General features: G+C 36.9%; 28 protein-coding genes. 22 read left to right on the top strand and 6 right to left on the bottom strand.

Translation table 11 applies throughout. The features are described from left to right. Nucleotides 1-7 precede the first annotated feature (7 nt). The 3 genes from rpoN (at nucleotide 8) to EDC37_RS12665 (ending at nucleotide 2427) form a co-directional block, all read left to right on the top strand. Complete coding sequence (gene rpoN, locus EDC37_RS07160; protein ID WP_132549618.1) at nucleotides 8-1372, top strand: RNA polymerase factor sigma-54; 1365 nt, start codon at nucleotides 8-10, stop codon at nucleotides 1370-1372. A 144-nt stretch (nucleotides 1373-1516) separates the two neighbouring features. Further along, nucleotides 1517-1933, top strand: a complete 417-nt coding sequence (locus EDC37_RS07165) for an SRA domain-containing endonuclease (protein WP_132549621.1) — start codon at nucleotides 1517-1519, stop codon at nucleotides 1931-1933. Between the two features lie 176 nt (nucleotides 1934-2109). Further along, nucleotides 2110-2427, top strand: coding sequence for a transposase family protein (locus EDC37_RS12665; RefSeq protein ID WP_132549624.1), 318 nt, complete (start codon nucleotides 2110-2112; stop codon nucleotides 2425-2427). Nucleotides 2428-2474: 47 nt separating this feature from the next. On the opposite strand, the gene EDC37_RS07175 is transcribed toward EDC37_RS12665, so the two are convergent. Further along, the gene (locus EDC37_RS07175) at nucleotides 2475-2750 is read right to left on the bottom strand and encodes a type II toxin-antitoxin system YafQ family toxin (RefSeq protein WP_132549627.1); all 276 of its coding nucleotides are present in this window, start codon (nucleotides 2748-2750) and stop codon (nucleotides 2475-2477) included. Continuing rightward, a complete protein-coding gene (locus tag EDC37_RS07180) occupies nucleotides 2747-3019 on the bottom strand; it encodes a type II toxin-antitoxin system RelB/DinJ family antitoxin (RefSeq protein WP_132549630.1) in 273 nt (90 codons plus the stop codon). The genes EDC37_RS07175 and EDC37_RS07180 overlap by 4 nt, the downstream gene beginning before the upstream one ends. Nucleotides 3020-3324: 305 nt before the next feature. On the opposite strand from EDC37_RS07180, the gene EDC37_RS12670 reads away from it, so the two are divergent. The 3 genes from EDC37_RS12670 (at nucleotide 3325) to EDC37_RS07195 (ending at nucleotide 5085) form a co-directional block, all read left to right on the top strand. Next, nucleotides 3325-3585, top strand: a complete 261-nt coding sequence (locus EDC37_RS12670; protein ID WP_196589948.1) for a helix-turn-helix domain-containing protein — start codon at nucleotides 3325-3327, stop codon at nucleotides 3583-3585. After that, the gene (locus EDC37_RS12365) at nucleotides 3524-3973 is read left to right on the top strand and encodes an IS30 family transposase (protein WP_196589949.1); all 450 of its coding nucleotides are present in this window, start codon (nucleotides 3524-3526) and stop codon (nucleotides 3971-3973) included. The genes EDC37_RS12670 and EDC37_RS12365 overlap by 62 nt, the downstream gene beginning before the upstream one ends. Before the next feature lie 620 nt (nucleotides 3974-4593). Next, nucleotides 4594-5085 carry a nucleotidyltransferase domain-containing protein gene (locus tag EDC37_RS07195; protein WP_132549633.1) on the top strand — a complete coding sequence of 164 codons (492 nt, stop codon included), beginning with the start codon at nucleotides 4594-4596 and terminating at the stop codon, nucleotides 5083-5085. Between the two features lie 562 nt (nucleotides 5086-5647). Here the strand turns inward: EDC37_RS07195 and EDC37_RS07200 are convergent. Together EDC37_RS07200 and EDC37_RS07205 are read right to left on the bottom strand one after the other, a co-directional pair. Then, a complete protein-coding gene (locus EDC37_RS07200) occupies nucleotides 5648-6184 on the bottom strand; it encodes a permease (RefSeq protein WP_132549636.1) in 537 nt (178 codons plus the stop codon). Next, nucleotides 6181-6660 carry a permease gene (locus tag EDC37_RS07205; RefSeq protein WP_132549639.1) on the bottom strand — a complete coding sequence of 160 codons (480 nt, stop codon included), beginning with the start codon at nucleotides 6658-6660 and terminating at the stop codon, nucleotides 6181-6183. The genes EDC37_RS07200 and EDC37_RS07205 overlap by 4 nt, the downstream gene beginning before the upstream one ends. Nucleotides 6661-6802: 142 nt before the next feature. Here EDC37_RS07205 and EDC37_RS07210 point away from each other — a divergent pair, with 142 nt between their 5' ends. Both EDC37_RS07210 and EDC37_RS07215 read left to right on the top strand, forming a co-directional pair. After that, a complete protein-coding gene (locus EDC37_RS07210; RefSeq protein ID WP_132549642.1) occupies nucleotides 6803-7165 on the top strand; it encodes a helix-turn-helix transcriptional regulator in 363 nt (120 codons plus the stop codon). A 189-nt stretch (nucleotides 7166-7354) separates the two neighbouring features. Continuing rightward, on the top strand, nucleotides 7355-7846 hold the full coding sequence (locus EDC37_RS07215; protein WP_132549645.1) for a P-loop NTPase family protein: 492 nt from the start codon (nucleotides 7355-7357) through the stop codon (nucleotides 7844-7846). Between the two features lie 181 nt (nucleotides 7847-8027). Here the strand turns inward: EDC37_RS07215 and EDC37_RS07220 are convergent, their stop codons facing one another. After that, nucleotides 8028-8417, bottom strand: coding sequence for a MerR family transcriptional regulator (locus tag EDC37_RS07220; protein WP_132549648.1), 390 nt, complete (start codon nucleotides 8415-8417; stop codon nucleotides 8028-8030). A 168-nt stretch (nucleotides 8418-8585) separates the two neighbouring features. On the opposite strand from EDC37_RS07220, the gene EDC37_RS07225 reads away from it, so the two are divergent. The 3 genes from EDC37_RS07225 (at nucleotide 8586) to EDC37_RS07235 (ending at nucleotide 11135) form a co-directional block, all read left to right on the top strand. Beyond that, on the top strand, nucleotides 8586-9764 hold the full coding sequence (locus EDC37_RS07225; protein ID WP_132549651.1) for an iron-containing alcohol dehydrogenase: 1179 nt from the start codon (nucleotides 8586-8588) through the stop codon (nucleotides 9762-9764). A 191-nt stretch (nucleotides 9765-9955) separates the two neighbouring features. Next, nucleotides 9956-10333: a MerR family transcriptional regulator gene (locus EDC37_RS07230; protein WP_132549654.1), complete on the top strand. Its 378-nt coding sequence runs from the start codon at nucleotides 9956-9958 to the stop codon at nucleotides 10331-10333. Then, nucleotides 10323-11135 carry a carboxymuconolactone decarboxylase family protein gene (locus EDC37_RS07235; protein ID WP_132549657.1) on the top strand — a complete coding sequence of 271 codons (813 nt, stop codon included), beginning with the start codon at nucleotides 10323-10325 and terminating at the stop codon, nucleotides 11133-11135. The genes EDC37_RS07230 and EDC37_RS07235 overlap by 11 nt, the downstream gene beginning before the upstream one ends. 215 nt (nucleotides 11136-11350) lie before the next feature. Here the strand turns inward: EDC37_RS07235 and EDC37_RS12610 are convergent, their stop codons facing one another. Then, entirely contained in the window at nucleotides 11351-12193 is an 843-nt protein-coding gene (locus EDC37_RS12610) for a methyl-accepting chemotaxis protein (protein WP_132549660.1), read from the bottom strand. 285 nt (nucleotides 12194-12478) lie between these two features. Between EDC37_RS12610 and EDC37_RS07245 the strand changes: the two genes are divergently transcribed. From EDC37_RS07245 to glyS, 11 genes are all read left to right on the top strand, one after another. After that, nucleotides 12479-13747 carry an NAD(P)/FAD-dependent oxidoreductase gene (locus EDC37_RS07245; RefSeq protein WP_132549663.1) on the top strand — a complete coding sequence of 423 codons (1269 nt, stop codon included), beginning with the start codon at nucleotides 12479-12481 and terminating at the stop codon, nucleotides 13745-13747. Nucleotides 13748-13931: 184 nt separating this feature from the next. Beyond that, the gene (locus tag EDC37_RS07250) at nucleotides 13932-15200 is read left to right on the top strand and encodes an SGNH/GDSL hydrolase family protein (RefSeq protein ID WP_165874479.1); all 1269 of its coding nucleotides are present in this window, start codon (nucleotides 13932-13934) and stop codon (nucleotides 15198-15200) included. 27 nt (nucleotides 15201-15227) lie between these two features. Beyond that, nucleotides 15228-15398, top strand: coding sequence for a hypothetical protein (locus EDC37_RS12275; RefSeq protein ID WP_165874480.1), 171 nt, complete (start codon nucleotides 15228-15230; stop codon nucleotides 15396-15398). Between the two features lie 147 nt (nucleotides 15399-15545). After that, nucleotides 15546-16304 carry an IclR family transcriptional regulator gene (locus EDC37_RS07255; protein ID WP_196589950.1) on the top strand — a complete coding sequence of 253 codons (759 nt, stop codon included), beginning with the start codon at nucleotides 15546-15548 and terminating at the stop codon, nucleotides 16302-16304. Nucleotides 16305-16508: 204 nt separating this feature from the next. Beyond that, on the top strand, nucleotides 16509-18026 hold the full coding sequence (locus EDC37_RS07260; protein WP_132549672.1) for a UxaA family hydrolase: 1518 nt from the start codon (nucleotides 16509-16511) through the stop codon (nucleotides 18024-18026). A gap of 33 nt (nucleotides 18027-18059) precedes the next feature. Next, entirely contained in the window at nucleotides 18060-18839 is a 780-nt protein-coding gene (locus EDC37_RS07265) for an SDR family oxidoreductase (protein ID WP_132549675.1), read from the top strand. A 14-nt stretch (nucleotides 18840-18853) separates the two neighbouring features. Next, nucleotides 18854-20086 (top strand): sugar MFS transporter, encoded by a 1233-nt coding sequence (locus tag EDC37_RS07270; RefSeq protein WP_132549678.1) that lies wholly within the window; start codon nucleotides 18854-18856, stop codon nucleotides 20084-20086. Nucleotides 20087-20120: 34 nt separating this feature from the next. Further along, entirely contained in the window at nucleotides 20121-21233 is a 1113-nt protein-coding gene (locus tag EDC37_RS07275; RefSeq protein ID WP_132549680.1) for an L-rhamnose mutarotase, read from the top strand. 16 nt (nucleotides 21234-21249) lie between these two features. Beyond that, the gene (locus EDC37_RS07280; protein ID WP_132549683.1) at nucleotides 21250-22143 is read left to right on the top strand and encodes a dihydrodipicolinate synthase family protein; all 894 of its coding nucleotides are present in this window, start codon (nucleotides 21250-21252) and stop codon (nucleotides 22141-22143) included. A gap of 364 nt (nucleotides 22144-22507) precedes the next feature. After that, nucleotides 22508-23386 carry a glycine--tRNA ligase subunit alpha gene (glyQ, locus tag EDC37_RS07285; protein WP_132549835.1) on the top strand — a complete coding sequence of 293 codons (879 nt, stop codon included), beginning with the start codon at nucleotides 22508-22510 and terminating at the stop codon, nucleotides 23384-23386. Further along, nucleotides 23386-25431 (top strand): glycine--tRNA ligase subunit beta, encoded by a 2046-nt coding sequence (gene glyS / locus EDC37_RS07290; RefSeq protein ID WP_132549686.1) that lies wholly within the window; start codon nucleotides 23386-23388, stop codon nucleotides 25429-25431. The genes glyQ and glyS overlap by 1 nt, the downstream gene beginning before the upstream one ends. Nucleotides 25432-25476: the final 45 nt, after the last annotated feature.

The following is a 25476-nucleotide window of genomic DNA, read 5'->3' on the forward strand; positions in this document are numbered from 1 at the left end:
CAGTAAAATGAAACAAGATTTACACCTTAGCATAAAACAGAAAATGGTCATGACTCCTAAAATGCAGCAAGCTGTCAAAATCTTGCAAATGTCATCACAGGAGCTGCATGAAATAATTGAGCAGGAATATAATGACAATCCTACCCTTGAATTTGCTGAGCCTGCATCTGATGCTGCTACCGATACACCAGAAAAATTAAATACGGAAGACATTAAACATCTCGCAGAATTTCTCGAAGGAGGAACTCCTGTCCACCATTCTGGAACAGCGGGCGATGGCTATGATTTTAAACGGTTGCCCGCTCCCGGAAAGGGGCTTGCCGATAATCTTTACGAAGAAGCAGGCATGACATTTAATGATGAGGAAGAACACCGTATTGCCAATTATATAATAGGCTGCATTGATGAACGAGGCTATCTTACAGTATCCGTTGAAGAAATAGCCTCGCTCATAAACGCAGCCCCCCAATTGGTAAATAAGGTCTTACAGGTTATCCAAACCTTTGAACCTGCCGGTATAGGTGCACGTAATCTTGCGGAATGTTTGCGGCTGCAAGCTTGCAGTCTGGGACTTTACGAAGGCCTCATTGCCGTTATCATTGATAAATATCTTCACAATCTTGCCAAAAATCAATTGAAGCTGATAGCGGAAAAGGAAAATTGTTCTATTGTCGATGTCCAAAACGCTGTTAACGTCATCAAAACACTTGATCCCAAACCTGGTGCGGCATATAGCAATGAAGAAATAGAACACATTATCCCCGATGTGACAGTACGGAAAATTGATAATAAATATATTGTTTTTGTAAATGAATATACTGTGCCCAGTCTGCGGATCAGCGATCTTTACCGCAATACCCATAACATGGATCAACAAACTAAAAAATACGTAGAACAGCGTGTCAACTCAGCTATATGGCTGATTAACAGCATAACCCAGCGCAGGCAGACCCTTTACAATGTCGTGACACAAATTGTCAACCACCAAAAACCTTTTTTTGATAAAGGTTTATCTTACTTACGTCCCTTATCAATGAAGACAATAGCAGAAACATTGCATATCCATGAATCGACAGTGAGCCGCGCTATCGCCAACAAATATATGGAAACACCACACGGTATTATCAGTATAAGAAAATTTTTTGCAGCCAATGTTGTCTCTACACCTACAGGTGAAGAATTAATAGCTGTACAGATAAAGCAAATTATAAAAGACCTTATCGAAAACGAAGACAACGCAAAACCGCTAAGTGACCAGAAAATATGCGATCTTTTAAAACAACGTACTATAAATATATCCCGTCGAACAGTGATGAAATATAGAGAACAACTCGGTTATCAGTCATCAACCAATCGAAAACAATATAAGTAGTTGCTTTTCTTCAAAGTGCTTTTTTATTATTCATAAAAACCTATCTAAACAACATATTATTTTATCGATAGATGAATAATTATCTTACCGCATGCATATTTGTTTGTAAATAATTCGTTGATTAAAATGATAGTGGAGGATGCTATGAGTACTTCTTGCAAATTTAAAATAGGACAAACTATAACACATGCGGAATTAATAAATGAATTTCGGTGCGGAAATATGGGCGGAATGCGTCGTTCAAGAGCAACTAACTCGTTGATAATAATATCAGACCATACAAAAAAATTATACAAGGATGAGTGGTTCGATAATATTTTACATTATACAGGTATGGGGAAAAATGGTGATCAAGATTTATTTTTTATGCAAAATAAAACTCTAGCTCAATCCAACACAAATGGTGTCGTCGTTCATCTATTTGAAGTCTTAGTTCCTACTAAATACATATACCGCGGTGTTGTAGCTTTAGCAGATAAACCTTATCAACAAATACAAAATGGTGCTGATGGTATTCCCAGAAAAGTATGGATTTTTCCCTTAAAATTACAAACGCAATAAAATAGTTTTATATTAAATGTTGACATAAACAAAAACTTAAAAATTCTATACTAAATGTTGGGGTAAGCAAAAATTCAAGCTTACTCCAACATTATTTTTTTGCAAAAAAAGAGCATAAAACAAAAAAATCCGTTACAATTAAAGTTCCTACACTAAAAAGAAAGGATTGATGTTTTATGCTCAAAGAGAATTATACTATAGAATTATTAAATTTAAAAGGATTTAACGTAATAAGGACAGCTGGCAAGGTAATTACTATTTGTCTACCGGTCAAACCACATATATGCCCACAGTGTAAGAATGAAACAAGGAAGATACATGATTATAGGTTACAAAAAGTTAAACATTTGCCTGTAGCACATACAAGCTACACTATTTTAATAAAAAAACGTCGTTATAAGTGTCCTCACTGTAATAAGCGGTTTTATGAGAATAATAGCTTATTGTCTAAATATAAGTCCATAAAGGATCCATACAAAATTTTATGCTATTAGTATATCACGTTAAGCAGGTAAATGTGTCCGTGATATTACTCATGCTGCTAAAATAATTGGGAATGGCTGCCCAAACGATACAAAAGAAGAACAAGTACATCTTCTCTTATTTCATAAACGAGGAGCCAATCTGGATCAATATGGCATTCCCGGCAATCTTTGTATGTTCCACCTAAATTATGGTCTCTGTATTTTTCATCCAATTGTTTTCCTTTGGCTAATTGCTCAATGACAGAGAACAGCACATCTATATCTTTGTTCTGCTTCTTTGCTAATTTCAAATCTTTCTTAAATTGAGTGGTGAATTTTACTTCGTACTTCATTTTTCAAGGGCTACACGCAAATCTGTCATATTAGTATACCCTTTTACTTTTTTATCAGTGGCGATTCGGTTGCCTTCTTCAATAGCAGACCTAGTTATTGCATTAGGAACGTCAAGAGTGAGACGGAAGGGAATGCCATTTTCTCGTATCGTTGTTTTTAAGAAGATGTTTACCGCTGTCGTCATATTCATTCCCAATGCATTGAATATTTTCTCAGCCTGATTTTTTACTTCCTTATCCGTCCGGATATTCAAATTTGTATTTACCATATTCAACACCCCCATTTCTGTCTTAAATGTAGCATTATTCTTTGCTGATGTCAACACAATATTAACACAGCGACACAACAAACACACGAATAAAAAATATATTCAAGGAAACGTTCAGACTGTATAATGGTTAATTGTAAAATGAAATTGAACAGATAAAAATCCATAGTGACCTCGTGTTATGATTTAGGTGTCTAATCAAAAATATAACCTGAGGTAATCACTATGGACTACAACAATCATAACACGACATTACGTACAAATAAACACTTAAATTTAGAAGAACGTTTTTATATTGAAAAAGGTTGCTTGCTGGAGATAGTATAACCTCTATAGCCAGTGATCTAGGCCGCTCCAGAACTACAATTTACAACGAAATTAAACGAGGCAGTGTAGTTCAAATTAAGCAAAATAAAGCAGGTCTTACGTATTTAGCCGATACAGGGCAAACTGTGTATAAAAGGAATCGCCAAGGATCTTTTAATACGTTGCGAGCAGGTTTTATTGAGCCTTTTTTATCGCAGATTATATGTAGCGTTACGCTGTCCTTCAGCAAAAGCTGCTAATGTAAAGAATACATTGGCAGATTGGCTTGGGTCTTTTTCTAAAAACTCAAGTTTAGCTGCTTTATGCAAAACTATTACTTCTGACAATGGTCAAGAGTTTGCAAAAATATCTGAGCTTGAGCGTAGCGGATTGGATATATTCTTTGCCCATCCATATTCAGCTTGGGAACGTGGTTCTAATGAAAGACATAATGGGTTGATTCGTCGTTTTATACCTAAGGGTGTTCCTGTTAAAACCATTACTGAAGATACCTTAAAACGTGCCATTTATTGGTGTAACAATTTACCTCGTAAATTATTGGGATATAAAACTCCTCAAGAAGTATTTTTAGAAGAAGTTGGGCAGTTAGTGGATTTACAAACTGTTCAATTTGATATTACAATTTAAGAAAAGATAAAAGATGCAAGGCAAGAGAAAAAGTATAAGACACGCCTAACGAAATAGTTCACTTTTGACAAAAGCCTAATTAATCCATACTAAACATCCAATAATCACTTTTAGTTAATCATAAAAATACAATTAAAATATTTAAAGCACGCTAACAAATTAGTTAAATAAGAATACTAAATGTAAGCGAGCAATCAAATGATATATAGCAATAATGCCGCTAATCTTGTATTCTAAATTACAAGGACTAGCAGTATTTCACATGTATGATTATTGACTACAGTTGTTTTTTATTTCGTCACTCCACGGCAGATAATTTTCTATCAGCACAAAATTATGAATAATCGGCTGGTTAGGCAGATTTTTAAATATATACCAAAGATATTTATAGATATCTATTTTATTTGCCTTACATGTTTCTATTATTCTGTACCATAATAATAAAAATTTTGATGGTTATTGCATTTTGAGTAGCAAATTTGATATGATTTTGTCATGAGGACTCTTCTCCTTTGGGATGTATATTATTCGTGGCAAAACTATTGTACCAGAAGAACTAACAGGGTCTCAACTTTCATTTGACTTTACAATGCGAATAAATAATTAAGGAGAATTTTATTTTGAAAAATAATATAGAAACTGTGACGGAAGAAACACTGTTCCATATTTTAAACTTTTTCGAACATATGAAAGTACCTTATTGGTTAGACGGTGGCTGGGGCGTAGATGTCTTAACCGGTCAGCAAAACCGAAAACATAGAGATATTGATATAGATTTCGATGCTAAATATACGGAATCTGTTATTTCAAAATTAAAGGAAATTGGCTATATCGTCAATGTTGACTGGATGCCTTCCCGTATGGAACTTAAACATGATAAATATGGATATTTAGATATCCACCCTATTGATTTTAATGCAGATGGTTCTATCACTCAAGCAGATCCACAAGGGGGAAAGTATATTTTCCAGAAAGAATGGTTTACTTCAACAGAATATAAAGACCGAGAAATACCCTGTATCTCAAAAGAAGCGCAGCTACTGTTTCATTCAGGTTACGAATTGAGTGATAAGGACCATATTGATATTGATAATTTGAACTCCATTCAATAAATTCCCTAAAATAAAATATATTTTAGAGGTTTTGCAGAAAAAGTATAGCATTTGCATATAAGCTATGAAGGCGATAATGCAAAACTTTATTTTAGGGATTATCTTATTGAGAATGTAACCATTGCTAAAAAATATGAGTATAACCGAGATGCGTATACAGATACAAAAACAAATTTCATTGTAAAATATACGAAACAAGCCAAAGTGTTATATAAGAATAGGTATCACTAGTATTAATATCACTACTATTTGAAAAATATTTTGAAATTTAAAACATTATTGTAGTAAACACACTACTAAGTTAAATAACAATTTGATAATATTAGTAAACAGGAACAGGATACTTTACAATACTGGTTGTAGAGCATCTTGTTCCTGTTTAATTATAATATTTTTATCAACATGTAATTTTATAAATAAACATCATACTTGACCTGTGCTTAGTAAAGAAATTTTTTTTAACATGTTATTCGATTGAAAGTACGTTTTTCATACACTCTTATCCAAGTAAATACAGCATTAGTGTTTTGAATGTACAATCCACTATCTATTTCGAACTATATTACTCATTTTGAGATGAAAGCTGATAAATTCTGCTTTTGTCATTTTTAGATAATAATAAATCCATAATTTTAACCATTAACAATATAGCAGGGACATCTAATGCATATCGCAGTAACATAAAATTCCATCCCATTATAGATGCCTCAAACAAGGATATGGGAATCTTTGTAGCAGACCAAGCACCGATAAAAATAATAATATTTGTGAATTTAGCCCCTTTACGCATCAGCACTTCAGTAAAAGGGAATGCCATATAACCGGGACCAGCAGCAACTGAGCCAATAAAAAATGCAATGAAAATGCCACGAATTCCAGAATTTTTTCCCATGAATTTCATCATAGTTTCTCTATCAACCCAAATATCTAAAAAACCGAGTAAAATAAAAATTGGTGGCATAATAAGTAACATTTCTCCCAAACTTCCAAAGCTCTCAACCAGTGCAGCCTTACCACGCGCTGGATCTATAAGGTATAGAATGAAATAAATTATCAAAACAGCAATTAAAAGCTTGTAGCGCGAAAGTAAATGTTTCATTGTAGCAACGCCTCCATAGTAAATGCAATTATTAAAGAAAAAAATATAGCTAATACATTACGAATATACGCCGATTTTTTCCCAAAGTATTGTATTTCCAATGGTAAAGTAAGCACACCAACCATTACAGAAGTTGAAATGAACATAATAATCTGCAACATACCCGCACCATTTTCTAATAAAGTACGGGCTAAAGGAAATGTAACAAACCCAAGGATAACCGTACATGAACCTACAATCGCGGCAAGCAATGTACCATGCCAACCAGATTCACTGCCTAAAAGATAAGCAATTGTTTGTGGTGTTAAAAATGAAAGAATGAGCCCAATACAAAAAACAATTAACAAGAAAATGGGCAAAATATTTTCAAAAGAGTGCCAACCTTTTAATAAAGATTGCTTAGTTTTTGTACGATCTTTGTAGCTTGACCAAATAATTATCAAACCAGCCAACAAATAAAAAATAAGAGTAATCATAATATCCCCCCAATAAATGTTTTAAACATCTTAGTGTTCTTTACAGTATAATATAAAATGCTTTTTCATTTATGTCAAGAAAGATTGACGTAATAATGGTTAAAGCAGTATACTGTTTTTAACATTTAGGAGAGATGCAATTATGAACATTGGTAAAGTCCAACAACATAGACACTTACCTGCTTTTATTTTATTGGAATTGGCACATGGTAATGCGCATGGAGGTGCTATTTATAATGCCTTGATTAATAATATACCTGATTTTCAATGTGACACAGCTGCAATTTATCGTACCTTAAATCAATTAAATAAAGATGGTGCCGTCACTTTCTCTTGGGATACAAGTCATGCTGGTCCCGCCCGAAAGATTTACAGCATCACACCAATAGGATATGAGCAGTTAACATTATGGAAATCGGACATAGAGCAAAGAATAAAAAAATTACAATTCTTCTTGCATACATACGAAACGACATTTGAAGATAAACGCGCAAAGAAAAGATAATAGAAAGCTTTCCCTTAGAATTATATTGTTGCAGACTCAAGATACATGAGACAACCGTATCAATGTCAAAACTACTATTTCACTAAAATAAATTAAAACAGTTCCAGATAAATTCCAATGGCTTTGACTAAAAAAATGATAGGAAATAACTAACCACCTCTATTACAAGTCTTGGAGGATAGCTATTATATGAAAAAGGTAATAGTAATTGGATGTCCCGGTGCAGGAAAAAGCGAATTTGCCCGCAGATTAAAAAATACTACACAGCTTCCACTTTATTATTTAGATATGTTATGGCATAAAGCTGACAAAACTAATTTTACACAAGATGAATTTGATATAAAACTAATTAATATATTGAAACAAGACAAGTGGATAATTGACGGGAATTATCTTCGTACACTAGAAATAAGATTAAAAGAATGCGATACTGTATTTTTATTAGACTATTCACTTGCTACCTGCCTTTCAGGTGCGAATTCTCGTATAGGTAAAAAACGTGAAGATATGCCTTGGATAGAAACTGAATTTGATGGAGAATTTAAACAATGGATTATGAATTTTCCAGTAAAACAATTACCACAGATTTATAACTTATTAAGAAAATACAAGCAAAAAAATATCAATATATTCAAATCAAGAGAAGACGCAGACAACTATTTGCATTTGCTAAAGAAATAATCACTTCACACCAATTTTAAACATAATATAATTTGACATTACAATATAAAAATGATATTATTGCTACAATTTATATTCATTTCGGTGCTAATCAGAAAGCTGAAGGCATAAAATTCTTAAACGAATTTTATGCCTTTTTGTTTTATAAATATGATTTAGAATTATTTACTCACTATTGATATTAAAATCGACTTAAACTTTTTACCTCTGTACCATTTATACGTCCCTTTAGATAATTGATTTTATATTCCACAATTCTTTGATAATTTTCTAATTCTTTCAACTGTCCTTCAATAACATTTTTTTGAGCTTGAAAAAGTGCAAGCCTTTTTTTGAGAGTCGCATCTCCCTGCATACACCAATCCATATAAGTTCGAATTTGTTTTAAAGGCATTCCTGTGTTTTTTAAACATTGTAAAACAGTAATCCACTCATAATCTGTCTCATTAAACAAACGATTCCCATTTGCCGAACGTTCAATGAAGGGAAGTAATCCTTCTCTATCATAATAACGTAATGTATGTATAGAAATGCCTGTTTTTTTAGAAGCCTGCGCAATTGTATCGTGCATATTTTTTCTCCCGCCTAATAACGATCAATATTCAATATAATTTATAGGTATAAATATACACCATGTCAATAATTATTTATAGAACACCTATGTTTTTTAAAAATTTTTCTTGCGCTTGAGTATACTCAAGGCCTTACAGTAATATTACAAAATTATAGGAGGTAAAACATGAAAAATTTTGAGTATTATGCCCCTACACGGGTCGTTTTTGGGAAAGAGACAGAGAAACAAGTTGGTTCATTAATTCATTCACTTGGCTGCCAAAAAGCACTTGTACTTTTTGGGGGAAATAGTGCACAACGTTCTGGTTTATTAGAACAGATATATGGCTCATTGTCTGAATTTGGTATCTCCTTTATTACTTTGGGCGGAGTTGTCCCTAATCCAGTATTATCTAAAGTATATGAAGGCATCAAAATTTGCAGAAATGAACGAGTCGATTTTATTCTAGCCGTTGGTGGAGGCAGTGTTATTGATACTGCTAAAGCAATTGGCTACGGTGTAACAAATGAAGGTGATGTTTGGCATTTTTATAATGGGAAAAGAAAGCCTTCCTCTTGTTTGCCAATTGGTACGATTTTAACAATAGCTGGCTCTGGAAGTGAAATGAGCTATTGTTCGATTATTACTAATGAAGACGGAAATTTAAAAAGGGCATGTAATTCTGATTTGGGAAGATGCAAATTTGTCATTATGAACCCCGAGCTCACTTACACATTACCAAAATGGCAGACAGCCTGTGGTTGTACAGATATTCTCATGCACTCTATGGAACGATATTTTTCTTCTGAACCATCAATGGAAGTTACAGATAAAATCAGCGAAAGTATTATGCGTACCGTAATTCATAATTCTAAAATTTTAATGAAAGACCCCAAAAACTATAAAGCACGTGCTGAAATTATGTGGACAGCGAGTTTATCCCACAATGACTTAACAGGTTGCGGTGCTGCAAGTGATTGGGCAACACACCAACTAGAGCATGAATTAAGCGGTATGTTCAATATTTCGCATGGCGCGGGCTTAGCTGCGCTATGGGGAAGCTGGGCACGCTATGTATTAAAAACCAATCCGAACAGATTTATGCAATTTGCCTCCCAAGTCCTAAATATCCCATGTAATTTTTTTGCACCCGAAAAAACAGCACTTGAAGGAATTGAAACATTAGAAGAATTTTTTATTTCTCTTGGTATGCCTGTCAAAATAAGCAATTTAAAGATAGCATTAACAGAATCACAAATTGAAGAACTCGCACAAAACTGTAGTTTTAAAAACCAAAGAACAATAGGAAATTTTAAGGTGCTTTATAAAGAAGACATGAAAAAAATATATAGAATGGCTTCATAATAAAAAAGATATTTTTTATTATAGTAACTTAATTCAATTTATGAACGGCAGAAAATCTAAACTACATCTGATTTTCTGCCGTTATGCATTTATAAAGACCAATAGATGTAAAATATCCATAAATTTTTAAAAGTACCTTGACTTAAAGTGCGCTTTAAGTGATATTTTAGGTATGTGAGGAGGTGCTTCGTATGGCAGACATTGAAATAAGCGATATGGCAAAATTAATGAACTTAAATTCAAGTACTCTAAGGTACTACGAAAGCATTGGCCTAATTACAGATATAAAAAGGAATGCTTCAGGGAAAAGAGTATACAGTGAAAGGGACATAAAATGGATAGAAATGATAGGCAGACTTAGAGAAACCGGAATGAATATAAACAAAATGAAAAAATATGCTCAACTGCGGAAAATGGGTGATTCAACTATTACAGAAAGAAAAAATATTATGCAGGAACACTTAAATTTCATTGAAAATAAAATTGAAGAATTGGCAAAGTCACGTGATTACGTTGCCAAAAAGGTAGAAATTTATACTAAAATGGAGGAAAAAATAAATGGAAAATAGATTAAAACGAGGATTGGCAAAATTACAGGAAGTGGACGGGAAATCCGGTGATGCTGTAGTAAATAGTATGAACACTATATTTCCAGATTTGGTTAAATATATGATCGAATATACTTTTGGTGATATATATTCAAGGGATATACTGGATCTAAAAGCAAAAGAAATGGCCGTAGTTGCCGCATTAACCGCACTGGGAAATGCAAGGCCACAATTGAACGTCCATATAAACGGAGCACTAAATGTTGGCTGTTCAATTAATGAAATTAAAGAAATAATACTTCAAATGTCCGCATATGCTGGTTTTCCAGCAAGTATAAACGCGATGAACGAATTAAAGGATGTATTAAAAGAACGTGAAGAACAAGGCATCAACGACTGTATTGGCAAGGAACCAACCAGTAGCGTTTTACCTGCGGAAAGATATGAAGTTGGCCTAAAGGAACTTTCTGAGCTGGACAGCCAGCAAGCGGAACTACTTAAAGAAGCTTATAAGGATATTGCACCAGAACTTGTCCAGTTCATAATATGTGGACAAGCGGATATCATGGCAAGAGATAATCTAAATAAAAAATTTAGGGAACTTTCCACTATTTCAGCTTTAACAGCGCTGGGAACTGCCGGTCCACAATTAAAATTCCACATCAGTGCAGGTCTCAACATAGGTTTAACGGCTGAGGATATTAAGGAAATTATGCTTCTAATTTCCGTCTATGCAGGCTTCCCACAAGCCATAAACGGAACAAACATTTTAAAAGAAGTTCTAACAGAAAGATCTGCTAAAGAAAAGGTAAAAGCTGAGTAACACTATAAAAATTTTATAATTTCCAATTTGCATTTCCAAACTAAAAAACAAGTGCTTATCCCCATTTTCAATAGGAATAAGCACTTGTTTTTTGTAAGTAGTAATTGCAATTTTTATACCGGACTGCCCGTCCGAATATTTAAAACTGCGGAAAATTGCGCTGGCTGCAAAATCAGATCCATGCTGCCATGCCCAAAAGACTTATGTACAAATATTTATTTATATTTTTCAATAAAAGAATCCAGTTGTTCAGCTGCTTTCGTGATATGCGCAAGTGTAGCTGTTATTTCTTCTGTAGAAGCCGCTTGTTCTTCACTGATTGCTCCCACAGTTTCTATTGACTTAAATATCGCCGCAACGGCATGATTCATTTCTTCCAAAATAGAATGTATCTGTTCAGTTGCTGTTTTAGATTGATCAGCAAGTTTGCGGACTTCTTCAGCAACAACAGCAAAACCTCTGCCATGTTCACCTGCTCTAGCCGCTTCAATAGCTGCATTAAGTCCCAGTAAATTGGTTTGTTGGGCAATGTTATTAATAAATTCAATTACTTTTGCCGTTTCGCCGCTTTTTTGTTTTAGATTACCAGCTTCGGTTATTGAACCTTGGCCTGACTTTGCCAGTTCACCAGCACTATTTGCCACCTGTTCAATGGATTGATAGGCTGCCTGGGCTGATTTTACTACATCCTGCACTCCTTCTAACAGTTTAGCATTTTCTTTCATATCAATGCCACTGCCTATCGTGCCGATGACCTCACCCTTTAGCCCAGAAATAGGCACAAAAGTTGTTTTAATAGGAACCCCATATACATTAGCTTCCGTATCTTCCTGAACAGCAGCTTTGTTCCTTATACTCTTTTCTATAGACGTCGTAATGGGTTTTCCAGTTTCGATATTAATATCAACTTTTTTCCCTTTTTCGTATGCTATATATTTTTCGCAATCAGTGAGGGCAACGACCATATCCTCACGGACAATTTGTTTTATATACGGCATAACCACTTTAAACGCGTTCAAAATATCCTCATTGGTTTTTATGTTATCTGGATAATTCATTATACTGTACTCCTCCCTGAGTCAAAATAATTCTAAAATATCAATTATTGAACGATATAATCCTTTTCTGATTGTAGTTTATCGATGCCTAAAAGTCAACATAACCAGCAACGCAAATCGGGCTTAAATTTAATCTTTGTAAAAAAGTGATTTTATTCACAAATGTACTTGTTATTTTATTCACAATTGTTTATAATAACTTTGTGACAAAAGGTACGTATTTATCGTGCTATACTATCATCCATAATTGTAGTTAATCATATTTAATTCTAGGAGTGGGAAAATATGTCAGAAAAAAGACCTCATGTAGTAATCATTGGCGCCGGATTCGGGGGAATTAAGGCTGCCTTGTTACTCGCTCGGGAAAATGTTGATGTAACATTGATTGACCGCAATAATTTTCATTTATTTCAACCATTGCTCTATCAGATATCTACTTCAATGTTATCAATTGATGAAATTGCTTATCCGACAAGAGCATTTTTCCGCAAGTACAAAAATGTCCGTTTTATGCTGGCACACGTACAAGGGTTTGATGTAGAAAACAAGGAAGTAATTACCCCTTACAAACGCGTAAAATACGATTATCTCGTTCTTGCCGCAGGCTCAACTACCAACTACTTCGGCATGAATAAGTTATCCTATTCCACGTATGGTATGAAAACCTTGCGCGAAGCTATCCATATCCGCAATCATGTTCTTCACATGTTTGAACGTGCCGAACGCGAAACCGATCCAGAAATCCGCAAAAGAATGCTTACCTTTGTTTGCGTTGGCGGCGGCCCTACGGGGATTGAAGAAGCCGGCTCTTTGTCAGAACTAGTTTATATCGCCATGAAAGATGAATATCATGGTCTTGACCTAAATGATGTTTCCATCATCTTGATCGAAGCTACCGACAAAGTATTGCCAATGATGCCAGAAGACCTTCGCAAGGAAACGGTACGAGTCCTCCGTTCCAAAAAAGTGGATGTACGCCTCAATACCCAGGTTGTTGACTGTGACGAAAACACCCTTACATTGAAAGACGGTACCACTATTGCCACTAACACTGTAATCTGGGCTGCCGGTGTAAAAGCAGTACCTGTCATCGAAAAATTAGGTTCTGAAGTAGACCGTGCCGGAAGAGTTATTGTCAAAAAGACTTTGCAGGTTCCTGACCATCCAGAAATTTTTGCAATAGGTGACTGTGCCCATTTAGAACAAAACGGACGTCCTTTAGCGACTATTGCCCCTGTTGCCACCCAAGGTTCAGTTGTTTGTGTAGAAAATATCAAGAAACTTATAAAAGGGCAAACCGATTTAAAAGAATTTGTCTACCATGATGTAGGCAGCATGGCAACAATTGGCCGCGGACAGGCTGTCATGTTCAAAGGCAGTTTAAAAATGAAAGGCTTTTTTGCTTGGTGTGCATGGATGCTTATTCACTTGATGCGACTAGCAGGCACCCATACCAACATCACTGTAGCTTTGAAATGGGGTTGGAATCTATTATCAGGTATACGCTTAGGCCGTATTATTACCAATATCCCAGACAATCGCAACGAACAATGAATTCTCTCTTCACTACATATAAGAAGTACCAAATCATGCAATATGGTTTGGTACTTTTTATATATAGCACATTTTTTTAAATTTTTCTTAGCCCAAAATAATTTATGGTATAATAATGTTTGATATTTTCTTTTATCATTTCCATACCAACTTTCAAAAATTCTTTAAAGGATGTGCGTTACATTTGTTTAAAGCCATACTAATATCTTGCGTTACCACCTTGCTTGCCTTACAGTTTTCCTATACATATGCAGCTGTTCCTACTCCCACGAAAGCTGTACAAGAGCAGGAAAAAATAGAAAAAATCAGCCTCGTGTGGCCGCCCATTGCCAGTGCCGTCCAATACGAACTAAATATTATCGATCCAGTTACCATGCAGCAGGTACTAAATATAAAACCTATATATGCCGCAGGTTATGAGCTTGATGCAAAGTCTTTACCTGAAAACCCTGGCAAATTTCTATGGCAGGTACGCGGTTTAGATTATGATGGCCAACCCGTAAATAATTACAGCCAGCCCGAGCCTTTAAACAAAGCTTCCATTAACGCCAACAGTCCCATTACCACTACCCAATTTGAGCAAATGGCTTATACCCCTCTTTATCCCGTATACTCATGGATACCATACTTACGTGCCGCCAAATATACTGTTCGTATCTATTACGGTGAAGATGATAATAGTTTAACACCTGCTAAACTTATTAATGAATATCAAGTTGATGGCCACGATTCATTCGATTTTTATGATCCGGCTTCCTATACACAAGCCGGCCAATACTATTGGACGGTACAAGCACGTGATATTAATAACCTTCCCATAAGTCGTTGGTCAGCACCTGTCAAATTTTATGTCACTACACAAAATATAACAACAGCTGCATTAGGAGACAGTATTACCCACGGCGGTGGTGCCATCAGCACACCTCCCGGTTATACATTATATGACTGGCAGACTTATTCTTCCGTACCGGTTTTAAACCTCGGTTACAGCGGTGACACAACAGCTGCTATGCTGCAGCGTTTTGCCAAAGATGTATTACCCTTTCATCCGCGCATTTTAGTTATAATGGGTGGTGTAAATGATGTCCGTACCGGTGTCAGCGCAGAAGAATCCATCCAGAACCTTTCTGCAATACGGGATTTATGCATAAAAAATCATATAATCCCCGTCATGGTCACAGCCAGCCCTATCTGTCCGCAAAAAATGCAAGAAACTATTGATATCACCCCCGCGCCTGACTGGCAGGAACAGTTATCCTTACTCAACCATTGGATATTGTCCTATCCTGGTTCGATAGACACATATTTACTTCTTTCTGACAACCAAGGCTTACTTAAAAGCAATTTGACGACTGACGGTCTTCATCCTGACGCCACCGGAAAAAGAATAATCGGGGAAACCATTGCTGCTTCACTACGCCAAAGCTATCCAAACATCTTTACGCAGCAATAAGCATTCTCTTTTTAAAGGTATAGATAAATGAAAAATAATACTGATTTCGAAAATATTGAAAAAGCGATCAGCGCGATTGATAAATTGTGCAGCCATTGCTCTATATGTACCCCTGACTGCCACGTGGCCATAGCCAGACGTGCCATGGAATCACTTCGCTATGACCTGCAACAATTTTACAATAACGAAGAAAAATGACTCTTTAATAAAAATCGCTTAAAATTTTATACCGACCTAATAAATGTTAAAACTTTTTTAGCAGGACAGTATAATAATTGTAAGCGATTTTATTATCTTTACAAGAAATTATTAAATAGCTATAATTTAAATATGGATAAACTACACATGCCTACGCTTCGGGTCTTAAATATTTTTGAAGCGATATACAATAGTAAAAAAGGTCTTACTTTGACTGAAATTTCGCATAATACGGGTATAGCAAAAGGAACACTTCATCCGATTATTACAACACTTGTAAAAAAGGAGTACCTCGAAAATACCGGAACGGTCATCTCAATCGGTAAAAGTGCTTTCAAATTAGGTTATGCCTATGCCCATTCGCTCAGTTATTTATATATTCTCAAACCCCATATGCGTGAAATCGTCATTGCCTGTGATGAAATATGCCAACTCGGCGTTCTGGATGGAAACGACGTGCTTTATATTGAAAAAACCGAACCTAAACAGGCAATCCGCATCGAATCATCTGCCGGAAAAACCATCAAGGCTTACGCAACTGCATTGGGAAGGTGTCTGCTCAGTGACCTGTCTAGCAAAGAAATCGCAGCATTATATCCAGAAGGTCTTTCTGCGTATACTGCGAACACTGTTACTGACAAAAACACACTCCTAAAAATTTTGTCCGCAGTCAGACAGAAAGGTTATGCCCACGAAGTTGGGGAAACAAACATTGATATCGAATGCATTGCAGTTCCAATAAAAATAAAAAATAAAATCTATGCTGCCATTAGTGTAAGCCTGCCTATTTTCCGCTCCAACCCTGAAAAAATAATGCATATAATAAATGTTCTACAATTTCATCAAAGGGCTATTGAGACAGAAATTTCAGCATTGCCTGATGGCATAAAACTATTCTCCGATTAATAGCCAATTTAAAAACCAACTTATATAAACACCTTGCTAAACTCTAACCAGAGCATGCAAGGTGTTTTTGTATAGTTAACAGAAAATTTATATTAGAATCATTTGTTTAAATATTAGCTTGACGGCTGTTTATAGTTTTGTTATACTTTTCTTGTAAGTATATACAAACTATATTAATATATGCAAACGAAGAGGAAGATTCTAATGAAAGCAATCCATGTAAATAAACTGGACAATGTCGCTACAGCCTTGGCATCCTTACACAAGGGTGATACTGTTCTAGGTACGCTTCTCCTTCAAGATATACCACAAGGCCATAAGTTTGCTATTAAAGACATTGCCCAGGGTAATCCAGTTATAAAATATGCGTCACATATTGGTATTGCCATTTGTGCTATAAAAGCAGGCCAATGGGTTCATATCCACAACCTTGAAGGTGAACGCGGGCGAGGCGATACAGATTCATCAGTAAGAGAAATTAAGCAAAGTTCCCATCCTTCTTTAAATATTGCACACAGCAATAAAAAATACGCACTTATGGGCTTTCGTAGAAGTGATGGCAGCTTTGGTCTACGCAACCACATTCTCGTCATTCCTAGTGTACATTGTGCAAACAATGTGGCCGCCCGCATAGCCAATACAGTCATTTACAGTAATACAGCCACTTCACCAGAAACCAACGTTGTTTATGTGACACATCAGCACGGTTGCAGTGAATTATCATATGATGCCTTGCAGACGAAATCGGTAATCGTCGGTACAGCTGCGAACCCGAATGTATACGGTGTATTAGTGGTCGGTCTCGGTTGCGAAGGTGTGCAAGCAGATGTTGTCGCCAAAGAGATCCAGAAACGTTCTCCGTATAAAAAAGTACAATACCTTATAATCCAAAAGGCAGGAGGTGTCAATGCTACTATCAGACAAGGAACAAAAATCGTAAAGGAAATGCTCGCAGAAGCTCTCCAAGAAAAAAAGGCTGCCGGCTCCCTAGCAGATATTGTTTTAGGTACCGAATGCGGTGGCAGCGACAGTTTTTCTGGCTTAAGTGCTAATCCCAGTCTTGGCACAGTTTCTGATATCGTCATTGAACAAGGCGGCAGCGTCATTCTTGCAGAAACCACCGAATTAATTGGGGCAGAACATCTTTTGGCTGAACGCGCCAAAAATCCAATAATAAAACAGCAAATTCTTGATACCGTTAAAAATTTTGAAGAAGCTGTTATTCATGCACATGCTGATATCCGTGGTGCTAATCCAAGCCCAGGAAATATCGAAGGGGGGCTCAGCAGTATTGAAGAAAAATCATTGGGCTGTATTTATAAAGCAGGCAACCAGCCAGTAATAGCTGTTAAACAATATGCCGAACAAATAACTGACAAAGGTCTCACTCTTATGAATACACCAGGAAATGATATTGAACAATTAAGCGGCATGGTCGCTGGTGGATGTAATGTTTGTGTGTTCACGACAGGACGGGGAACGCCTACCGGCAGTCCCATTACTCCGACCATAAAGGTATCTTCTAACTCCGAAATATTTAAAAACATGAATGATACTATAGATTTAAATGCCGGCGCCATTATCGAAGGAGAAAAAAATGTTCAGCAAATGGGCGAAGAAATTTTAGATTTTATTGTATCGGTAAGCAATGGAAAAATGACAAAAGCCGAAATAAACCAACAAAACGATTTTTCTATCTGGCGGCTTGCGACCACAGTTTAAAACAAACATAAAATAACTTTAGGAGGGATTTCTATGGATTTACAACTAAATAAAAAAGTTGTCTTGATTACAGGCGGTGGAAAAGGGATTGGCAGTGGTATTACTCTTGAATTAGCAAAAGAAGGTGCTATCCCCATAATTTTATCACGTTCTAGTATTTTACCTGCCTTCAAGGAACGTTTAGAAAAACATACTGATAATTATGAATTTATCCAAATTGATTTAAACGAAGCAGACAAAATAAAACCTATAGTAGATGATATCGCCAAAAGGTATGGCAGCATATATGGCATTGTCAATAATGCTGGTGCAAATGACAACAAAGATTTAGAAACCACTTCATGGCAAGAATTTGAAAAAAGCCTGCACGGTAATTTAACCCATTATTATGAACTCGTCCACGCATCAGTTAAGTATCTAAAAGCCAGCCGCGGTTCAATTCTTAATATCACCTCCAAAACAGCCTTTACCGGCCAAGGAAAAACGAGTGCTTACGCCGCTGCCAAAGGAGCTATCCTCGGTCTGACACGTGAATGGGCTTCCGCCCTTTTTAAGGATCATGTAAGAAGTAATGCCATAGTTGTCAGCGAATGTTGGACACCACTTTATGCCAAATGGATTAAAACTTTTGCTGATCCTGAAGCACGTAAAAAAATAATTACTGATAAAATTCCCTATGAACATCGTTTTACTACAATAGAAGAAATTGCCGCTACAGCAGTTTTTGTATTATCTCCTATATCTTCACATACTACAGCCCAATGGATATTTGTCGATGGTGGGTACGTCCATCTTGATCGAGCTTTAACTTAAGAAAGGAAAAGGACATGAGAAATAATGCAAATACTAAAATCATAAAAATTGCTTTTTGCCTGGTTACTATCTTATTTTTCCTATGGGGATTAAGTTACGGATTACTCGATGTTATGAATAAGAACTTCCAAAATCAATTAGGTATTACTAAAGCTACCTCCGGACTGCTTCAAGCAGCTTATTTTGGCGGTTATTTCATATTTGCCACACCAGCATCATTAATAGCCAAAAAGTACGGATTTAAAGGCGGTATTATAATGGGATTATTTTTGTATGCTGTAGGAGCCTTATTAATTATTCCTGCAAGTAATGTACACAATTTTCTCATGTTTCTCGGTGCCTTTTTCATCCTTGCCTGCGGTCTTGCCAGCTTGGAAACAAATGCCAATCCTTATATAACTAAGCTGGGGCATGATAAAGATGCTGCTTTTCGTATTAATGTAGCCCAAAGTTTTAATGGTGTCGGTCAATTTATCGGCCCTATTATAGGTGGCAGTTTATTTCTTTCCATTACCAATGGCTCTGATATAATATCCAATATGCAGAATGTACAAATGGTTTACGTCGGCATAGCTGCCATTGTCATATGCCTGCTCCTAATTTTTCTATTAGTAAAGTTACCAGAAGGTTCAGAGATTTCTAACGGTGAAGATAAAGCTCAAGGCAACGGTTCCTATGGACAGCTTTTTAGCTATCGTCATTTTTGCTTCGGCGTATTAGCCCAATTTTTCTATATAGCCGCGCAAGTAGGCGCGGGTGCCTTTTTCATAAACTATAGCGTTGAACACTGGCATGCCTTATCAGACACCAGAGCTTCTTATTTCTTTGGCATAGCTTTGATTGCCTTCATGGTCGGTAGAATTATAACTACTCCATTGATGAAAAAATTTAGTGCCAATAAAATTCTGGGAATATATTCCATTATCAATGTTTTCCTAATGCTGCTCCTTAACGTTACTTCAGGCAGTATAAGCGTAGTGTTACTAATTGCTTCTTTTTTCTTCATGTCCATCAGCTTCCCTACAATTTTTGCTTTAAGCATAGTACACATACCAGAAAATCTTGTAAAAACAGCTTCAAGCATCCTTATTATGAGCATTGGCGGCGGTGCGATTATGCCTTTCTTCATGGGACATGTAGCTGATAACTTCGGCATAGCTGCTGGCTATTTACTTTTAGCACCATGTTATTTGTTTGTCGCCTGGTATAGCTTTAAAGGATGCAAACCAAAAATGGTAGCTCATTAAATATCACTAATCTAAAACATGATTGGAGGAAAAAATGTTAGAAATCTTTGACAGTCATTTTCATATCTGGGATCTAAATGTTCTGAACTTGCCTTGGCTCAAATCATGCCCTGCAATAAACAAAAGTTACGCGATGGATGATCTTTGCAAGGCATATGCTGAACATCATGACGTAATCTTTAAAGGTGGGGTTTATGTAGAAGTAGACTGTGATGACACTAAAAAAGAAGATGACTATATTTGCCAATTAAACCATCCATTGATACTTGCTAAAATAGCACATGCCCAGCTCCACAAAAGTATGCGGCTTCCTCTCGGCATCGTAGGTGTCAGGGAACCCCTTCATGTAAAACAAGCATCACCGGGGCGGTGTCTTGAAAAAGATTTTATTGAAGGCTTAGAAATCCTAGCGGAAAATAAGCTTCTTTTTGAAAGCTGTAACCGCACAGAAGAATTGTCCGACCTATATAAATCCCTATCCACTGTGCCCCAAGTAACAGCTGTGATTAACCATTGCGGCAATGTAACAAAACTCACTGCCGGCTATAAAAGGGATATGGAAAATTTGGCAAAGCTGCCAAACATCTATTGTAAATTATCTGGTATCCCCACACAAAATAAAATATTTGTGCGTGAACTACTCGATTTTCTGACAAGTACTTTCGCTCCGTCACAATTACTGTATGCATCAAATTTTCCAGTTATTTCGCTCTATTCATCTTTCAATGAACATTTAAATCTATTGCGCGAGTACTTTCATGATGATGCAGATTTCTTCAGTAAAAATGCTAAAAAACTATATAAAATAAATAAGCCACAAATTATTGCCAATGTAATACGACTCCGTCCCGATAAAGCTGCCTATTACAAAAAACTACATGCCGCCCCATATCCCGGTGTAAATAAAATGATTAAAGAATGTGGCATAAGCAAATACAAAATTTTCAACCGTGATGACCTGCTTTTCTCTATCATGGAATATTGCGGTGACGATTACAAATATGACATGGCAAAAATGGAACATGACCCGGAAACTTTACGTTGGTGGAAGGAAACTGATCCCTGTCAAACGCGCATAGAAGGCGCAACTAAAGACGAATGGTGGGCCGACATGGATCTCGTATATGATTTAAACAGAAAAATTTAAAAGGAGAATGAATTTCATGGAATGTAAATATATTTGCCCCATTTTAACATCAATAGATAAGCAAGGTAATGTACTTTATGAAGATATGCATAAGCTGTATGACAATCTTATCGAAGCGGGAATAGATGGTGTTTTAAGCGGTGGTAGTGCAGGCGAATTTTACGCATTCACCTATGATGAAGTAAAAGCCCTTATCCTCGATGCCATAAAGTACATCAACCACCGCGGTATTGTTCTCGCCGGTACTGGGCGCATGGCAAAATCTGAAACAATCAGCCTTTCCAACATAGCCTTGGAGGCAGGCGCAGATGCGGCAATTATCGTAGGTCCTTATTATAGTGCTTGCAGCCAAACGGATATATTTAATTATTATGACAGTGTCCTTACACAAATTCATGGCAATGTATTCATTTATAATTTTGCTGACCGTACTGGCTACGATATATCCAGTGATACCATTCTCCGCTTATTAGCAACACACAAAAATCTTGTTGGCGTAAAAGATACACATCCAGTCTTACGCCATACCCAGAAATACATCATAGATATTAAAAGTAAATATCCTAACTTTGCTATTTTCACCGGTTATGACAATAACTGCATCCCTTCTGTTATCTCCGGCGGCAATGGTTGTATCGGCGCAATCTCTAATGTTTATCCCAAGCTTTGTCATGAAATCGCCACAGCATTACGTCAGGAAGATTTGGGACAAATAAAAAATTTGCAGCACCAGATAGACAAATATATGAGTTTTTACGAAATATATCCTACCTTTAACCCCATCATGAAATGGGCACTGAAGGAAATGCATAAACCAATACAGGAATATTGTAAAGAGCCACTTTCTGCGCTGCCGGACAAGATCAAAGAAAAGTTAAGCCCAGCAGCAGATATCTTATGGCGTAAATAAATATTTTATGAAGGCAGATAAAATTCAAGGATATTCCCTTCATCTAAAGCTCTCATTGACAAGTATTATTTTATCTGCTAGACTAAAAATGCTTGCGATGAACAGTATTATTCGATTTTAAAATAAAGCGAGGCGTGACAGTGAAAGGCGCTGCCAAAATCGGAGGGCAGACTGCGAGCATAAACTTAATTGCAGATTAAAAAGCGGGCATATTGCCAATCAGGGTGGAACCGCGGATTATAAACAAATCCGTCCCTGTGATGTTTTAAAGCATCACAGGGACGGATTTTTATTTTATATATCAACGAATTTTCTCATGTCTGCTGTAAAAAATACTATTTTACTCAAGGAGGTTTTTATTTTGATGACATTTCAGGAAATTATCCTGACGTTACAAAAATTTTGGTCTGAGCAAGGCTGCATTCTAGCTCAGGCTTACGATGTAGAAAAGGGCGCAGGGACGATGAATCCTTCCACTTTTTTACGCGTATTGGGGCCTGAACCTTGGCATGTAGCATATGTTGAACCATCCCGCCGCCCTGCTGACGGACGTTATGGAGAAAATCCAAACAGGCTTTTCCAGCATCACCAGTTCCAAGTAATTATGAAGCCTTCACCGGATAATATCCAGGAACTTTATCTGGCCAGCCTTAAAAAGCTCAATATCAATCCTGAAGAACATGATATCCGTTTCGTCGAAGATAACTGGGAATCCCCCACACTCGGTGCCTGGGGACTCGGTTGGGAAGTCTGGTTAGACGGCATGGAAATCACCCAGTTCACCTATTTCCAACAAGTAGGCAGTGTTGATATAAAACCAGTAGCTTCAGAAATCACTTATGGTTTGGAACGTCTGGCAATGTATATCCAAGGGAAAGAAAATGTATTTGATCTCGTTTGGTCAGGCGCCTACACCTATGGTGATGTATTCAAACAAAATGAATTTGAACAATCAACCTACAATTTTGAATTATCGGATGCAGCGCTCCTTTTTGATCTATTCGACAAATACGAAAAAGAAGCCCTGCGTATAATCAAGCTTGGTTTTGTCCATCCTGCCTATGATTATGTGCTGAAATGCTCGCACACCTTTAACCTGCTTGATGCCCGTGGTGCCATCAGTGTATCAGAACGCACAGCTTTCATTGGCCGTGTAAGAAACCTTTCCCGGTTATGTGCCAAATGTTATTTAAAACAGAGAAAAGATCTTGGTTATCCGATGTTAAAACGAGGTGACAAATAATGAGCAAAGATTTATTGTTGGAAATAGGCACTGAAGAAATCCCTGCCCATTTTATGCCTGCTATTCTCAAACAGCTGAAAGAAAAAGCTGAAGCAAAGTTTTCTGAACTGCATATTGATTTTGCTGAAGTAAAAACATATGGGACACCACGCCGTATTGCCCTTTTCATAAAAGAGCTGGCGAAAAAACAAGCTGACATTTCTACAGAACACAAAGGTCCCTCTATAAAAATTGCTTTTGATGCTGATAATAAACCGACAAAGGCGGCTATCGGTTTTGCCCGCGGCAAAAATATAGCGGTTGACCAGCTCACGGTCAAAGACGGTTACGTCTATGCGGCTGTACATGAACAAGGCCAACGTACAGTTGAACTGCTGCCCAGCATTCTGCCGCAATTGATTGAAGACCTCAGTTTCCCTAAAAATATGCGCTGGGGCAATCTTGATTTTCGTTTTGTCCGTCCTATCCGCTGGATTGTAGCTCTTTTGGGTGATGAAATCATCCCCTTTACAATAGCGAACGTACATTCCGGCAACAAAACACGCGGCCATAGATTTTTAAGTGATGGAACGCATGTAATAGAAAACGCTTCAGATTATAAAAAAGCGATGAAAAAATTATTTATCGTTGTCGACCAAAATAAACGGCGTGACATGATCAAGGAACAAATCAATGCCCTTGCCGCCAAAAACAATGGCCATGCCCAGATAACGGAAGATCTTTTAGAAGAAGTAACCTATCTGGTTGAATACCCTACTGCATTATGCGGCAAATTCGAAGAAAAATATCTCAAACTGCCTAAGGAAGCAGTCATCACTCCTATGCGTGAACATCAACGCTATTTCCCTGTTATTGATGATGCCGGCAACCTGCTGCCGCTGTTTATTACCATCCGCAACGGCGGTGATAAAGCACTGTCCACTGTCCAGCATGGTAATGAACGCGTACTAAGGGCCCGTCTTGCTGACGCGCAATTTTTCTTTGACGAAGATCGGAAAAAGAAACTTGTCGACTATCTGGAAAAATTAAAAACTGTAGTATTTCAGGAAGGCCTTGGCAGTGTTTATGATAAAGCGCTGCGCTTGCAAAAGCTTACCGAATATCTAGCTGCTGTATGCGAAATAGCCCCTTCTGTAGAAAGATCTGCCAAACGGGCAGCACTGCTTGCCAAAGCCGATCTCGTTACCGCTATGGTATGCGAATTTACCGAACTGCAAGGTATAATGGGACGCGAATATGCACTGCTTGACGGCGAAGATGAAAGTGTCGCCAAAGCAATAGACGAACATTATATGCCGCGTTTTGCCGGTGACAAGCTTCCCTCCACAGTACCAGGTCAGCTCGTCAGCCTTGCTGATAAAATGGACACCATCACAGCTACCTTCAGCCGTGGCCTAATTCCTACCGGCTCACAGGACCCCTTTGCCCTGCGTCGTCAGGCACTGGGGATTGTCAACACATTAATCAGCGCTAAGATGAATATTTCCTTAAATGCTTTTATCGAAAAGACCATGGAATTGCTGTCAATAAGTGCAGACAAACAAAACGCCTTAGCTGCCAGTATCATTGAGTTTATAAAACTACGTCTTAAAAATGTGCTTACAGAAGCAGCTATCCGTTATGACATAGTAGATTCCGTACTCGGTGACATTGACAACGTCTACGCCGTTTACGAAAAAGCACTCGCCCTCAATAATAAATTAAAGACAGAAGATTTGACCGGTGCGATCCAATCCTTTGTCCGTGTTGGCAACATTGCCAAACAGAATCTTTTCACAATCGACAAAACGCTATTTTCCGTTCCCGAAGAAAAAGCATTGTACCAAAGCTATCTCGATGTTAAAAACGAGCTTCAAGCATTGGGAAATGATTACAATACTATCATAGATAAGCTTGCCACCCTATCCACTCCCATTGATAATTTCTTTAATAAGGTAATGGTTATGGATAAAGATGAAAAAATTAAAAACAATCGACTTGCGCTACTCAAAAATATTGACAAATTAATCAAAACAATTGCTGACTTTAATAAAATCGTTCTTTGAAATTAATCACTTCAAACTTCCTATTACTATTTTCACTACTAGCCG

Origin of the sequence: Pectinatus cerevisiiphilus (assembly GCF_004341685.1) — a bacterium.
Taxonomy (GTDB): Bacteria; Bacillota; Negativicutes; order Selenomonadales; family Selenomonadaceae; genus Pectinatus; species Pectinatus cerevisiiphilus.

Excerpts from the sequence above, each read along its gene's own strand:
- rpoN (WP_132549618.1), top strand. The coding sequence starts at position 8 with ATGAAACAAGATTTACACCTTAGCATAAAACAGAAAATGGTCATGACT.
- EDC37_RS07165 (WP_132549621.1), top strand. The coding sequence starts at position 1,517 with ATGAGTACTTCTTGCAAATTTAAAATAGGACAAACTATAACACATGCG.
- EDC37_RS12665 (WP_132549624.1), top strand. The coding sequence starts at position 2,110 with ATGCTCAAAGAGAATTATACTATAGAATTATTAAATTTAAAAGGATTT.
- EDC37_RS07175 (WP_132549627.1), bottom strand. The coding sequence starts at position 2,750 with ATGAAGTACGAAGTAAAATTCACCACTCAATTTAAGAAAGATTTGAAA.
- EDC37_RS07180 (WP_132549630.1), bottom strand. The coding sequence starts at position 3,019 with ATGGTAAATACAAATTTGAATATCCGGACGGATAAGGAAGTAAAAAAT.
- EDC37_RS07200 (WP_132549636.1), bottom strand. The coding sequence starts at position 6,184 with ATGAAACATTTACTTTCGCGCTACAAGCTTTTAATTGCTGTTTTGATA.
- EDC37_RS07205 (WP_132549639.1), bottom strand. The coding sequence starts at position 6,660 with ATGATTACTCTTATTTTTTATTTGTTGGCTGGTTTGATAATTATTTGG.
- EDC37_RS07210 (WP_132549642.1), top strand. The coding sequence starts at position 6,803 with ATGAACATTGGTAAAGTCCAACAACATAGACACTTACCTGCTTTTATT.
- EDC37_RS07215 (WP_132549645.1), top strand. The coding sequence starts at position 7,355 with ATGAAAAAGGTAATAGTAATTGGATGTCCCGGTGCAGGAAAAAGCGAA.
- EDC37_RS07220 (WP_132549648.1), bottom strand. The coding sequence starts at position 8,417 with ATGCACGATACAATTGCGCAGGCTTCTAAAAAAACAGGCATTTCTATA.
- EDC37_RS07225 (WP_132549651.1), top strand. The coding sequence starts at position 8,586 with ATGAAAAATTTTGAGTATTATGCCCCTACACGGGTCGTTTTTGGGAAA.
- EDC37_RS07230 (WP_132549654.1), top strand. The coding sequence starts at position 9,956 with ATGGCAGACATTGAAATAAGCGATATGGCAAAATTAATGAACTTAAAT.
- EDC37_RS07235 (WP_132549657.1), top strand. The coding sequence starts at position 10,323 with ATGGAAAATAGATTAAAACGAGGATTGGCAAAATTACAGGAAGTGGAC.
- EDC37_RS12610 (WP_132549660.1), bottom strand. The coding sequence starts at position 12,193 with ATGAATTATCCAGATAACATAAAAACCAATGAGGATATTTTGAACGCG.
- EDC37_RS07245 (WP_132549663.1), top strand. The coding sequence starts at position 12,479 with ATGTCAGAAAAAAGACCTCATGTAGTAATCATTGGCGCCGGATTCGGG.
- EDC37_RS12275 (WP_165874480.1), top strand. The coding sequence starts at position 15,228 with ATGAAAAATAATACTGATTTCGAAAATATTGAAAAAGCGATCAGCGCG.
- EDC37_RS07255 (WP_196589950.1), top strand. The coding sequence starts at position 15,546 with ATGCCTACGCTTCGGGTCTTAAATATTTTTGAAGCGATATACAATAGT.
- EDC37_RS07260 (WP_132549672.1), top strand. The coding sequence starts at position 16,509 with ATGAAAGCAATCCATGTAAATAAACTGGACAATGTCGCTACAGCCTTG.
- EDC37_RS07265 (WP_132549675.1), top strand. The coding sequence starts at position 18,060 with ATGGATTTACAACTAAATAAAAAAGTTGTCTTGATTACAGGCGGTGGA.
- EDC37_RS07270 (WP_132549678.1), top strand. The coding sequence starts at position 18,854 with ATGAGAAATAATGCAAATACTAAAATCATAAAAATTGCTTTTTGCCTG.
- EDC37_RS07275 (WP_132549680.1), top strand. The coding sequence starts at position 20,121 with ATGTTAGAAATCTTTGACAGTCATTTTCATATCTGGGATCTAAATGTT.
- EDC37_RS07280 (WP_132549683.1), top strand. The coding sequence starts at position 21,250 with ATGGAATGTAAATATATTTGCCCCATTTTAACATCAATAGATAAGCAA.
- glyQ (WP_132549835.1), top strand. The coding sequence starts at position 22,508 with ATGACATTTCAGGAAATTATCCTGACGTTACAAAAATTTTGGTCTGAG.
- glyS (WP_132549686.1), top strand. The coding sequence starts at position 23,386 with ATGAGCAAAGATTTATTGTTGGAAATAGGCACTGAAGAAATCCCTGCC.